The sequence below is a fragment of the Streptomyces sp. NPDC042100 genome (genome assembly GCF_055582325.1).
On record NZ_JBVJDK010000018.1, the window covers coordinates 76,936 to 89,166 of the forward strand.

Annotated in this window: 10 protein-coding genes; 9 read left to right on the plus strand and 1 reads right to left on the minus strand. The window is 74.0% G+C overall.

Going from position 1 to position 12,231, the window contains the following annotated elements; genetic code table 11:
- Window positions 1-188: 188 nt before the first annotated feature.
- The 9 genes from ACZ6J5_RS31660 to ACZ6J5_RS31700 all read left to right on the plus strand — a co-directional run bounded on the left by ACZ6J5_RS31660 (window position 189) and on the right by ACZ6J5_RS31700 (window position 11,802).
- The gene (locus ACZ6J5_RS31660) at window positions 189-1,418 is read left to right on the plus strand and encodes an ROK family protein (RefSeq protein ID WP_469397203.1); all 1,230 of its coding nucleotides are present in this window, start codon (window positions 189-191) and stop codon (window positions 1,416-1,418) included.
- Between the two features lie 516 nt (window positions 1,419-1,934).
- Window positions 1,935-3,527, plus strand: coding sequence for an ABC transporter substrate-binding protein (locus tag ACZ6J5_RS31665; protein WP_469397205.1), 1,593 nt, complete (start codon window positions 1,935-1,937; stop codon window positions 3,525-3,527).
- Between the two features lie 4 nt (window positions 3,528-3,531).
- On the plus strand, window positions 3,532-4,476 hold the full coding sequence (locus ACZ6J5_RS31670; RefSeq protein WP_469397206.1) for an ABC transporter permease: 945 nt from the start codon (window positions 3,532-3,534) through the stop codon (window positions 4,474-4,476).
- 5 nt (window positions 4,477-4,481) lie between these two features.
- A complete protein-coding gene (locus ACZ6J5_RS31675; protein ID WP_469397208.1) occupies window positions 4,482-5,381 on the plus strand; it encodes an ABC transporter permease in 900 nt (299 codons plus the stop codon).
- Window positions 5,378-7,240 carry an ABC transporter ATP-binding protein gene (locus ACZ6J5_RS31680; RefSeq protein WP_469397210.1) on the plus strand — a complete coding sequence of 621 codons (1,863 nt, stop codon included), beginning with the start codon at window positions 5,378-5,380 and terminating at the stop codon, window positions 7,238-7,240. Before ACZ6J5_RS31675 ends, ACZ6J5_RS31680 begins: the two co-directional genes overlap by 4 nt.
- Window positions 7,237-8,256, plus strand: coding sequence for a formylglycine-generating enzyme family protein (locus tag ACZ6J5_RS31685; protein WP_469397211.1), 1,020 nt, complete (start codon window positions 7,237-7,239; stop codon window positions 8,254-8,256). The genes ACZ6J5_RS31680 and ACZ6J5_RS31685 overlap by 4 nt, the downstream gene beginning before the upstream one ends.
- On the plus strand, window positions 8,253-10,568 hold the full coding sequence (locus ACZ6J5_RS31690) for an arylsulfatase (RefSeq protein WP_469397212.1): 2,316 nt from the start codon (window positions 8,253-8,255) through the stop codon (window positions 10,566-10,568). The genes ACZ6J5_RS31685 and ACZ6J5_RS31690 overlap by 4 nt, the downstream gene beginning before the upstream one ends.
- Window positions 10,569-10,687: 119 nt before the next feature.
- Window positions 10,688-11,206: a DinB family protein gene (locus ACZ6J5_RS31695; protein WP_469397214.1), complete on the plus strand. Its 519-nt coding sequence runs from the start codon at window positions 10,688-10,690 to the stop codon at window positions 11,204-11,206.
- Between the two features lie 65 nt (window positions 11,207-11,271).
- Window positions 11,272-11,802 (plus strand): GNAT family N-acetyltransferase, encoded by a 531-nt coding sequence (locus tag ACZ6J5_RS31700; RefSeq protein WP_469397215.1) that lies wholly within the window; start codon window positions 11,272-11,274, stop codon window positions 11,800-11,802.
- On the opposite strand, the gene ACZ6J5_RS31705 is transcribed toward ACZ6J5_RS31700, so the two are convergent.
- The gene (locus ACZ6J5_RS31705; protein ID WP_469397216.1) at window positions 11,784-12,152 is read right to left on the minus strand and encodes a hypothetical protein; all 369 of its coding nucleotides are present in this window, start codon (window positions 12,150-12,152) and stop codon (window positions 11,784-11,786) included. The two genes, ACZ6J5_RS31700 and ACZ6J5_RS31705, sit on opposite strands and share 19 nt — an antisense overlap.
- Between the last annotated feature and the right edge of the window lie 79 nt (window positions 12,153-12,231).

Genomic DNA, 12,231 nt, shown 5'->3' on the forward strand with positions numbered 1-12,231 from the left:
AATCGGCCTCCCCGCCGACGCCGGTCGAGCAACTGCCGGACCCGGTCGCACCACGGGTGACCTGTGCCTTCTCCACCACGCACAGCTCTTGGGGAAGGGCCGGCGCCACGGCCCGGGGGCGCCCTCCGGGACGCCCGGGGATTTCACGCCGTCGCAATACTCAGCAGCATTCCCGAGACGAGGCCGTCATGACCTTCACCTCACACAGCCCGCGCATGGCCGGGGACGGCCGGCGCGAGGCCAACGCCGCCACCGTGCTGCGCACCGTCCTCGACCACGGGCCGGTCGCCCGCAGCGCCATCGCCCGGCTCTCCGGGCTCAGTCCGGCGGCCGTCTCCCGCCAGGCCACCGACCTGCTCGGACTCGGCCTGCTCCGCGAGCTGCCGGAGCACGCCGAGGGCGGGGGAGTGGGCCGCCCGCAGATCCCCGTCGACCTGCACCTCGGCGCCACCGGCGGCCCGGTGGCCGGCGGCGTCCATCTCGGCGTGCCCGCTTCCTCGTTCGGCCTGGTGGACCTGCGCGGACGGCTGCTGGCCCGGCGCACCTTCGGCCACGAGGGGGCGGACGTGCGTGTGCTGCCCGGGCTGGTCGCCCGGGAGCTGCGCGCCTTCCTCGCCGAGCACCTCGACGGGCGCCCGCTGCTCGGCGTCGGGGCGGCCGTCGGCGGCTGGGTGGACCCCGACCGCGGTCACGTCATGCGGCACGACGCCTTCGCCTGGTACCACCGGCCGCTGGGTGCCGAGCTCACCGGCGGGCTCGGCGGGCGCACGGTGCGGATCGACAACCACGCCCGCGCGATCGCCCAGTCGGAGATCCTCTTCGGGCGGCCCGAGGCCCGTCGCAGCCTGGTCCACCTCTTCATCGGCAACGTCGTGGACGCCGCGCTCGGGATCGCCGGGGTCGTGCACCAGGGCCCGGGCTCGGCCGCCGGGGACGTGGCCCACCTGCCCGTACCCGACTCCACCACGCCCTGCCCGTGCGGACGTTCGGGCTGTCTGGAGGCGACCGCGTCGAACACCTGGGTCGCCGAGACCGCGTACCGTCGGGGCCTGGTCCCCGAGCCGGACGTGTTCCTGGTGGTGGACGCGGCGGCGGCGGGCGACCGGCGCGCCGACCGGCTGCTGCGCGAACGGGCCCGCGCGGTGGGGCGGGCCGTCGCGCTCCTCCTGGACGTGCTCAACCCCGACCTGGTGGTGGTCACCGAGCAGGCCAGCGTCCTCAACCCGGACTACCTGGAGGAGATCCGGGGCGCCGCGGTGGACCTCTCGCACGTCTGCGACGACCCCGAACGGATCGTCAGTCCACATGCCGGACCGGCCACACTGCCCGTCGCGGCGGGTACGGTTCTGCTGAATCCCCTGTTCAGGAACCCTATTCAGGGCCTCAAAGGGCTGTCAGGGTGGGAGGTTGCGCACTGACGGGGTCTCGATATTCGGACATGCCCAGTTGACCGGGCCGCGAAGCCGCTGCCATATTGCTCCCGTGAATCCGGACATGCGCCTCATCTGCCGCAGGCACGTCGACCTCTGTCGACAGGCCAGCGCGGTCTGTGCCGTCCGCCTCTGAGCGGCCCGTCCCGCCTTCTCCCCACGCGTCCCGCACGCCGGACGTGGGCCCCGCGCGTGCCGTGCGCTCGCCGCGCTCAAGGTGACCTTCGGACCGCACGAGAACTCTGCGATCGCGTCAGCGGCGGAGTTTCCGCCCCGCTGAGCTGCTGACCCGCTGATTTTCTGAGTCTCCGGTCCCCTGGGCTTCCGATCCTCCGATCCTCTTCGCTGTCCGCTGTCCGCTGTCCGCTGTCCGCTGTTCGCTGTCCGCTGTCCGGGCTTTGTTTGTTTCTTTCGCAGCGGAAGTAATTCGGCGGCAGCTGCGACACGCCCCGCCCCCCGTCCCGCGGGGACCCTTCTCCTTCCCACCCACAGGCAGGCAATCCGATGACCGAGCTCCACCCCTCCCCGCCCAGCGCCCCCTCCCGCCGCACCACCCTGCGCGCCGCGGGCGGTGGTGCCCTGCTCCTGGGGCTGGGTCTGGCCGGCTGCCGCTCGGCCGTCTCCGAGTCCGGCGCCGCCGACCCGAAGGCCGCCGCCGGGCCGCGCCGCGGCGGCACCGCCACCATCGCCGTCAACAGCGACTTCACCCCCAGCCTGCTCTTCTCCCAGAGCGGTCAGTCCCTCCAGCAGCGCCTCCTCTTCAACACCCTCACCCGCTACGACGACCGGCTCCGCCCCCAGCCCGAGCTCGCCACCTCGTGGGACTACGCCCCCGACGGCCGCTCCCTCACCCTCAAGCTCCGCACCGGCGTGACCTTCCACGACGGGCGACCCTTCACCGCCGACGATGTCGTCTTCGCCGTGAAGAACCTCCAGAATCCGCTGCGGGCAGCCCAGTTGAGGGCCACCGCCGCCGCCGTCACCGGGTTCGACAAGCGCGGCGACCACGAGCTCACGCTCCGCCTCGCGCATCCGGTCAACAACCTCTTCGACCTCTTCGAGTTCATGATCATCACCGATCGGAACAGCGTCGAGGACGCCGTCACCGGCAAGCGGCTCAACGGCACCGGCCCCTTCAAGCTCGCCAAGTGGAGCCCCGGCACCGGCCTCAGCCTCACCCGCAACGCCGCCTACTGGCAGCCCGGCCGGCCCTACCTCGACGGCGTCGAACTCCGCGTCATACCCCAGGCCGACGCGCTCATCTCCTCCCTGCGCACCGGCCAGTCCCAGCTCTCCTTCAACGTCCCCGGCAAGAGCCTCGCCGTCGTCAAGAACAACCCCGACCTCACCGTCACCAGCTACGACACCGGCGCCGGCGCCTACTACCTCGGCGTCAACACCACCGTCGCCCCGCTCGACGACAAGCGGGTCCGCCAGGCCCTCGCCTGGGCCGTCGACCGCGAACGCCTCCTCAAGCAGGCCCTCGGCGGCTACGGCCTCGACTCCGCCGCGCCCTGGCCGAAGTCGTCGCCCGCGTTCACCGAGACCGGCCGCACCCACTACACGTACGACCCGGGCAAGGCCCGCGAGCTTCTCAAGGCCGCCGGACACCCGAGGCTGCGGCTGCCCCTGCTCCACGTCAGCCTGCCCGGCGACACCGCGATCGCCGAGTCGATCCAGTACGACCTCAAGCAGGCCGGCGTCGAGGTCACCCTCCAGCCCACCGACCCCGCCACCGCCCAGAAGAACCTGATCTCGCAGAACATGCCCGCCCTGTGGACCATGGGCCACGGCTTCGCGCAGGTGCAACCCTCCACCCTCGCCGTCAGCGCGTACCCCTTCAACGAGGCCAAGAACACCTCGAAGTACCGTTCCGCCGCCTACACCGAGGCCGTCCGCGAGGCATGGACCAGCCGCGCCACCGGCGCCTCCGCCAACGCTCTGCGGAACCGGGTCTCCGACATCCTGCTCGACGAGGCCTTCATCATCGACCTCGTCATCCGAGGCAACGTCCAGGTCGCCTCCGCCAAGCTGCACGGCGTCACCCTCAACAAGTTCTCCTACCTCAACCTCGACGACGCCTACCTGGCGGGCTGAGGCGATGGGCCGCCACCTGCTGCGGAAGCTCCCCTCCGCCCTCCTCGTCCTGCTCCTCGCCTCCTTCCTCGTCTTCGCCCTCATCCGGCTCGTGCCCGGCGACCCCGCCAGCTCGCTCGCCGGACCCGACGCGAGCGCCGAGACCGTCGCCGCGATCCGCGCCCGCCTCGGCCTCGACGCCCCCCTGCTCGGCCAGTACGCGCACTGGCTCGGCGGCCTCGTCACCGGCGACCTCGGACCCTCGTACGCCATCGGCGGCCAGACCGCCGACCTCATCGCCGACGGCCTCGGCGCCACCGTCGAACTCACCCTCGGCGCCCTGCTGTTCGTCGTCCTCCTCGGCGGCGCCTTCGGCATCCTCGGCGCCACCGCCCACGCACCCTGGCTGCGCGGCGCGGTACGGGTCGTCACCACCGCGGCCCTCGCCGTACCGCCGTTCGTCTCCGGCGTGCTGCTGGTCCTGCTGTTCGCCGTTCTCCTCGGCGTCCTCCCGCCCGGCGGCCGGGTCCCGATCCTGACCGCGCCCGACCTGGGGGTCCAGTACCTGCTGCTGCCCGCCCTCTGCCTCGCCCTGCCCAGCGCCGCCGTCCTCGGCCGCTACCTCAAGGACGGCATCGAACGCGCCCTCACCGAGGACCACGTCCGCACCGCCACCGCCGCCGGCATCGCACCCCGCCGCATCCTCTGGCGGCACGCCCTGCCCGGCGCCCTGCCGCCCGTCGTCACCCTCCTCGGGATGCAGACCGGCCACCTGCTCGGCGGGGCCGTCCTCGTCGAGGCGATCTTCGCCTGGCCCGGGCTCGGCCAGCTCGCCGAACAGGCCCTCGTCCGCCGCGACTACCCCGTCGTCCAGGACCTGCTGCTCCTCCTCGTCACCGTCTTCGTCCTCGTCCAGCTGCTCACCGACCTCGTCCACGCCTGGCTCGACCCCCGGATCAGGTGGGAGTGACCGCCATGACCACCAGCCCCGTCACCACGGAACCGGCCGCCACGGATCCGGCCGCCCCCGGCGCCCGCACCACCACCGCCCCGCGCCGCCCCCGCCACCCCTACCGGGCCGCCCTCGCCACCGCACGCGGCCGGACCGGGCTCGTCCTCGTCGGGCTCGTCGTCGCCGCCGGGCTGCTCGCCCCGCTCCTCGCCGGGCACGGGCCGACCGACCAGAGCGCCCTCTCCCTCGCCGGACCCGGCACCCCCGGGCATCCGCTCGGCACCGACGACCTCGGCCGCGACCTGCTCGCCCGGCTCCTCTACGGCATCCGCGCCGACCTCGGCATCATCGCGGTCGCCGTCCCGCTCGGCGCCGCCCTCGGCTGCCTCGCCGCCCTCCTCGCCGCCGTCCACCCGGCCGCCGACACCGCGGTCCAGCGCGCCTTCGACCTGATCCTCGCCTTCCCCGGACTGATCCTCGCCCTGGCCGTCACCGCCGTCCTCGGCCCCGGACCGCTCCCCGTCGTTCTCGTCATCGCCCTCGCCGAGATCCCCGCCTTCGGACGCCTGCTGCGCACCGGGATCCTCGTCCAGCGCTCCCGCGAGTACGTCACCGCCGCCCGCGTCGGCGGCAGCTCACCCGGCCGGATCCTCACCCGCCACATCCTTCCCAACGCCGCGGACCCGCTCGTCGTCCAGCTCGCCGTCTCGCTGACCGTCGCCGTCTTCATCGAGGGCGCCATGAGCTTCCTCGGCGTCGGCGTCCGTCCCCCGCAGCCCACCCTCGGCGCCGTCCTCAGCCAGTCCATGCCCTATCTCGCCCAGGCCCCGCACTTCGCCGCGGGACCCCTGATCACCGTGACCGTCCTCGTCCTCGGCCTCTCCCTGATCGCCGAGGCGCTGAACCGGGAGACCCGCCGATGACCCGACCGGCCCCCGACGGGAAGGCCCCCGCCCTGCTCGAAGTCAGCGGCCTCGACGTCGAGTTCACCACCCCCGACGGCTCCGCCCTGCGCGCCGTCCGAGACGTCTCCTTCACCCTGCGCCGCGGCGAGACCCTCGCCGTCGTCGGCGAGTCCGGCTCCGGCAAGTCCACCACCGCCCTCGCCCTGCTCCGGATGCTCCCCGGCACCGGACGGATCGCCGCCGGCTCCGTACGCCTCGACGGACAGGAGCTCACCACCGCCGACGAACGCGCACTGCGGGCCGTACGCGGGGCCAGGATCGGCATGGTCTTCCAGGACCCGATGACCGCCCTCAACCCGGTCCTGACCGTCGGAACCCACCTCGACGAGGTGCTCCGGGCCCACCGGTACGGGGACCGGGCCGCCCGCCGCGCCCGCGCCGCCGAACTGCTCGACCTCGTCGGCATCCCCGACCCCGCCCGCCGCCTCGACGACCACCCCCACCAGTTCTCCGGCGGCCAGCGCCAGCGCATCCTCATCGCCATGGCCCTGGCCGGCGAGCCCGACATCCTCCTCGCCGACGAACCCACCACCGCCCTCGACGCAACCGTCCAGGACCAGATCCTCACCCTCCTCGCCGACCTCGGCCGCAAGACCGGCACCGCCCTCGTCCTCATCACCCACAACATGGGCGTCGTCGCCCGCGCCTGCTCCCGCGTCCTCGTCATGTACGGCGGCACCGTCGTCGAGGACGGCCCCACCGCCGAGGTTCTCACCCGCCCCCGCCACCCCTACACCGCCGGTCTCCTCGCCGCCGTACCCCGCCTCTCCGCACCCTCCGGCACCCGCCTCACCGGCATCCCCGGCAACCCCCCGGACCCCACCCTCCTCGGCGCGGGCTGCGCCTTCGCCGACCGCTGCGCCCACGTCACCGACCCGTGCCGCGCCGCCGCCCCCGTGCCCGTCGCCGTCGACGGCGACGTCCGGGTCGCCTGCCTGCTCGCCGCCGAGCGCGCCGAACCCCTGCCGCCGCCCCCGCCGCCCGCCCGCATCGAGCGGCCCGCGCCGGGCGCCGTCGTCCTCGCCGCCGCATCGCTCCGCGCGACCTACCGCTCGCGCGGCCGGCGCACCTTCACCGCCCTCGACGACGTGTCCCTCACCCTCGCCGCCGGGGAGACCCTCGGCATCGTCGGCGAGTCAGGCTCCGGCAAGTCCACCCTCGCCCGGGTCCTCGCCCACGCCCACCCCGCCGACTCCGGGCGGCTGCTGCTCGACGGCCGGGACGTCAGCCGGCCCTCCCGCCGCGAACTCCACGCGATACGGCGCCGGGTCCAGCTCGTCTTCCAGGACCCGTACGCGTCCCTCGACCCCCGGATGACCGTCGGCGAGACCGTCGCCGAACCGCTGCGCGCCTTCGGCCTCGGCGACCGGGCCGCCCGCGCCCGCAGGGTCGCCGAACTCCTGCGTCTGGTCGGCCTCGACCCCGCCGTCGCCGACCGGCTGCCCCGGTCCTTCTCCGGCGGCCAGCGCCAGCGCATCGGCATCGCGCGCGCCCTCGCCCCCGAACCCGCCGTCCTCATCTGCGACGAACCCGTCTCCGCCCTCGACGTCTCCGTCCAGGCCCAGATCGTCGGCCTGCTCACCGACCTCCAGCGCGACCTCGGCCTCGCCCTGGTCTTCATCGCCCACGACCTCGCCGTCGTCCGCCAGATCAGCCACCGCATCGCCGTCATGCACCGGGGCCGGATCGTGGAGACCGGCGGCGCCGACGAGGTCTGCGAGCACCCCCGCGACCCCTACACCCGCGCCCTGCTGGCCGCCGCCCCCGAACCCGTACCGGCACCCCCGCTCCTGACCGCCGCCGGGGTGGGCGCATGAGCGCCTGCTGCGCGCCGGGCCGCGCCTGCGCGGGGGAGGCGGGGGCACCCGGGGCGGCCCGGGCCCCCGGGCCGCGCACTGCGGAATTCCTTCCGCTCCCGACGATACGAACGACCGGACGGCACACCCCCGTGCTGCCCATGGCCGAACTGCCCGGCGGCACCTTCGCCATGGGCGACCACTTCGACGAAGGCCATCCCGCCGACCGGGAGGGCCCGGTGCGCGAGGTGACCGTCGCGCCCTTCGCCATCGACACCACGGCCGTCACCAACGCCCAGTACGCGCGCTTCGTGGCCGCGACCGGCCACCGCACCGACGCCGAGCACCACGGCTCCTCGTTCGTCTTCCACCTGCTGCTCCACCCGGCCGCCGGGGCCCACGTCCTCGGCCGGGTCGCGAACGCCCCCTGGTGGCTCGGTGTCGAGGGCGCCGCCTGGCACAGCCCCGAAGGCCCCGGCTCCGGCGTCGAGGGCCGCGCGGACCACCCCGTCGTCCACATCAGCCACACCGACGCCACCGCCTACTGCGACTGGGCCGGGCTGCGGCTGCCCACCGAGGCCGAATGGGAGTACGCGGCCCGCGGCGGCCTCCACGGCGCCCGCTACCCGTGGGGCGACGACCTCGCCCCCGACGGGGAGGAGCGCTGCACCATCTGGCGGGGCTCCTTCCCGTACCGCTCCGACCGCCCCGGCGGTCACACCGGAACCGTCCCCGTCACCGCCCACCGCCCCAACGGCCGCGGCCTCCACAACACCTCCGGCAACGTCTGGGAGTGGTGCTCCGACGCCTTCGCGCCCCCCGCCCACCCCGGCGCACCGGCCGAACGGGTCATCCGAGGCGGCTCCTACCTCTGTCACGACTCCTACTGCAACCGCTACCGCGTCGCCGCCCGCTCCCACAACACCCCCGACTCCTCCACCGGCCACGGCGGCTTCCGCTGCGCCCGCTCCCTCGCCCCCGGCCCCACTCCCGCCCCCGCGCCTTCCCGCACCCTCACCGGAGACCACCCCGCATGACCACAAGCACCCGCCGGGACCCGTACGAGGGCTTCCCCGGCCGCGTCGGCCGCACCTTCGCCGAATCCGAGCCCTCCTGGCCGGACCGCCCGGCCCCGCCCGCCAAGGCGCCCAACATCGTCGTCGTGCTCGTCGACGACATGGGCTACAGCGACATCGGCCCCTTCGGCTCCGAGATCCCCACGCCCGTCCTCGACGGCCTCGCCGAGGACGGCGTGCGGCTCACCAACTACCACACCATGCCGCTGTGCTCCCCGGCCCGCGCCGCCCTGCTCACCGGCCTCAACCCGCACCGCGTCGGCTACGCGATGGTCGCCAACTCCGACCCCGGCTTCCCCGGTTACGCCATGCGGATCGCCGAGGACGTGCCGACGCTCGCCGAACTCCTCCACGACGCCGGTTACGCGACGTACGCCGTCGGCAAGTGGCACCTGGTCCGCGACTCGGCCTCCAACGCCGCCGACGACCGCCGCGACTGGCCCCTGAGCAAGGGCTTCGACCGCTACTACGGCGTCCTCGAAGGCCTCACCAGCCTCTTCCACCCGCACCAGCTGGTCCGCGACAACAGCCCGCTGGACATCGACGAGTTCCCCGACGGCTACTACTACACCGACGACATCACCGACGAGGCCATCGCCATGGTGAAGTCGCTGCGCGCCCACGACCCCGACAAGCCCTTCTTCCTCTACCTCGCCCACAACGCCGTCCACGGACCCCTCCAGGCCAAGCCCGAGGACATCGCCCGCCACCGGGGACGCTACGACGAGGGCTGGGACACGCTGCGCGACCGGCGCTTCGCCGCCCAGATCGCCGCCGGATTGTTTCCGCTCGGAACGGAACTCCCCGAGCGCAACGGTGAAGCCGGACTCGACGTCCCCGCCTGGGACTCCCTCACCGAGGAGCGGCGGCGCCTCTACGCCCGCTACATGGAGGTCTACGCCGCCCTGGTCGACAACATCGACCAGAACCTCGGCCGGCTCACCGACACCCTCGCCGCCCTCGGCGAACTCGACAACACCGTCATCGTCTTCACCTCCGACAACGGCGGCACCGGCGAGGGCGGCGCCGAAGGCACCCGCTCCTACTTCAGCCGCTTCGTCCACCACCCGCGGCTGCCCGGCGACTGGGACCCCGACGTCGACCGCGACCCCGAGCTCATCGGCGGCCCGCGCAGCCTCGTCCACTACCCGCGAGGCTGGGGCATGGCCTCCAACACCCCCTTCCGGCTCTACAAGGGCCACACCTACGCCGGCGGCGTCCGCGTCCCCTTCGTCCTGTCCTGGCCCGAGGGCGCCCGCGACGGGCGGCTCGCGCGCGGGCAGCGCGCCCAGTACCAGTACGTCACCGACATCACCCCCACGCTCCTCGAACTCGCCGGCGTCGCCCGGCCCGAGGCCCGGCGGGGCAGCCCCGTCCAGGAAGCCGACGGCACCAGTTTCGCGCCGGTCCTCGCCGACCCCGCGCACGACTCGACCCACCCCGAGCAGTACTGCGAGATGACCGGCAACCGCAGCCACTACCGCGACGGCCACAAGCTCGTCACTCTGCACCGCCCCGGCACCCCCTACGACGACTCCGAATGGGCCCTCTACGACATCCGCGCCGACCCCACCGAGATCCACGACCTCGCCGCGAGCCGCCCGGACCTGGTGGCCGAGCTCTCCAAGGCGTGGGAGGAGGCCGCCTGGCGCAACGGCGTCTTCCCGCTGCCCGACCACAGCGGCGCCCTCGCCCGCCGCAACCCCGCCGAACAGCGCCTCGCCCGCCCCCTCACCCTGCTGCCCGGCACCCCCGAGCTGGAGCGCTACCGCTCCTCGCGGCTGATCTCGCTGCGCTCGTTCGAGATCGCCGTGGACGTCGAGGAGACCGGCGACGGCGTGTTGGTCTCGCACGGGGACCAGGGCGGCGGCTACAGCCTCCACGTCGAGCACGGCAGGCTCGTCCTCGCCTACAACGAGTACGGCACCCTCCATGAGACCGACGCCGGGGCCCTGGCGCCCGGCGCCCACGCGATCGTGCTGACCGCGACAGCCGAGGAGGGCCTGCGCTGGCGCCTCGCCGTCCACGTCGACGGCGAGCTCCGCGCCGCCCCCGCGAGCGTCCACCAGCTCATCGGGATGGCCCCCTTCCAGGGCATCAGCGTCGGCATCGACCGCAAGTCGCCGGTCTCCTGGCCGCTGTACGAGCGCCGGCGTTCGTTCCGCTTCGAGGGGAAGCTACGCGCGGTCACCTACCGGCCAGGCCCGCCGGGACCGGACGCGCCCGAGGCCGTCGCCGAGGCCCTGAAGGCGGCGGCGGCCGCCTTCGAGTGACGACCGCCTTCGAGTGACGACCGCCATCGAGTGACGACCGGGAGGAGGGCGCTACGGGCGGGGGACGCCAGGAGGAAATCCGGGCGCCCCCCGCCCGCCCCCGCTGGCAGGATGCGGACATGACACCCACCGACCGCCGTATCCAGCCGCCCGTCACCGCCGACGAACGCACCACCCTCACCGCCATGCTGGACTTCCAGCGCGACACCCTGGCCCTGAAGTGCGAGGGCCTGAGCACGGAACAGCTCAAGGACCGTGCGGTCGGCCCCTCCGGGCTCTCCCTCCTCGGCCTCGTCCGGCACGCCGCCGAGGTCGAACGCGGCTGGTTCCGCGACGTCGTCAACGGCGAGACCAGCCGCAGCCCCTGGACCCCCGCCGGCTCCACCGACTGGGCCGACTTCGACGTGGACGACGCCGGCGACGCCGAGGTCGAGGAGGCCTTCGCCGTCTGGCGCGAGGAGTGCCGGCTCGCCCGCGCGATCGTCGACGCCGCCCCCACGCTCGACGTCACCGGCCGCCTCGGCGACGAGGTCTACTCGCTGCGCTACGTTCTCGCCCACATGATCGAGGAGTACGCCCGCCACAACGGCCACGCCGACCTCCTGCGCGAGCGCATCGACGGGACCACCGGCGAGTGAGCCTTCCGCTCGGAGCGGAAGAAACCCCTGGCTGTGCCCCCGACCACCGCTGCTATCGTCACCGCATGCCGCAGCTGATCACTCCCACCGAGCGTCTCCACGACTCCTGGCTCGCCGCCCACGCCGAGTGGAGCCCCGGTGCGAACCAGGACGGCTCCGGGATGCGGCTCGCGGGCGACGACGCCTTCGCCGTCCCCGAGGTCTTCGCCTCCTGGGTGGGCCGGCTCCGCGAACAGGCCGACCGCACCCGGCCACTGCCCGAGGGCCGGGTGCACGCGACCCACTGGTGGATCGTCGAGGACGACACCTACCTCGGCGCCGTCGACCTGCGCCACGAGCTCAACGACTTCCTGCTCCGGGCGGGCGGCCACATCGGCTACAGCGTCCGCCCCTCCGCCCGCCGCCGCGGCCTCGCCACCTGGGCGCTCGGCGCCGTCCTCCCCGAGGCGCGCGCCCTCGGTCTCGGCCGCGTCCTGCTGACCTGCGACGACGACAACATCGCCTCGGCCCGCACCATCGAGCTCAACGGCGGCGTGCTGGAGGACGTCCGCCCCACCGAACTCGGCCTCAAGCGGCGTTACTGGATCGAGCTGTAGGCGTCCGTCACGCAGTCCTCCGCGCATCTGCCCCGCTCGTACGCGTGGCGCAGCGCGGCGGCCGCGTGCGCCCGGCTGACCTCCTCGTAACCGAAGCGCTCGTGGGCCGTCCGTACGACCGACTCGACGGTGACGATGGCCGGTTCGCCCCGCCCCGCCGCGCCCCGCGCGGAGGCGATGGCCAGTTCGGCCGAGCGGGTCAGCGCCCGCACGTAACTCTCCCAGGCGGCCCGGCGGGCCCGGCGCGGCGCGGGCGGGCGCACCGCCCGCCCCTTCCAGCGGGTACCTGCCGCGACGAGGACCACGCCGGCCGCCACCACCAGGGCTCCGAGCAGGGCATCGGGACTCACGTTCACCCCGCGAGCCTTCCCTGTCCGGCGAGCGGGCAACCCGGGAGGGCGCGCGGACGTCCCGCGCGCGCCGGGGCTC

Bases quoted from the DNA above. Each gene is read 5' to 3' on its own strand.
- ACZ6J5_RS31660 (WP_469397203.1), top strand. From the start codon at position 189: ATGACCTTCACCTCACACAGCCCGCGCATGGCCGGGGACGGCCGGCGC.
- ACZ6J5_RS31665 (WP_469397205.1), top strand. From the start codon at position 1,935: ATGACCGAGCTCCACCCCTCCCCGCCCAGCGCCCCCTCCCGCCGCACC.
- ACZ6J5_RS31670 (WP_469397206.1), top strand. From the start codon at position 3,532: ATGGGCCGCCACCTGCTGCGGAAGCTCCCCTCCGCCCTCCTCGTCCTG.
- ACZ6J5_RS31675 (WP_469397208.1), top strand. From the start codon at position 4,482: ATGACCACCAGCCCCGTCACCACGGAACCGGCCGCCACGGATCCGGCC.
- ACZ6J5_RS31680 (WP_469397210.1), top strand. From the start codon at position 5,378: ATGACCCGACCGGCCCCCGACGGGAAGGCCCCCGCCCTGCTCGAAGTC.
- ACZ6J5_RS31685 (WP_469397211.1), top strand. From the start codon at position 7,237: ATGAGCGCCTGCTGCGCGCCGGGCCGCGCCTGCGCGGGGGAGGCGGGG.
- ACZ6J5_RS31690 (WP_469397212.1), top strand. From the start codon at position 8,253: ATGACCACAAGCACCCGCCGGGACCCGTACGAGGGCTTCCCCGGCCGC.
- ACZ6J5_RS31695 (WP_469397214.1), top strand. From the start codon at position 10,688: ATGACACCCACCGACCGCCGTATCCAGCCGCCCGTCACCGCCGACGAA.
- ACZ6J5_RS31700 (WP_469397215.1), top strand. From the start codon at position 11,272: ATGCCGCAGCTGATCACTCCCACCGAGCGTCTCCACGACTCCTGGCTC.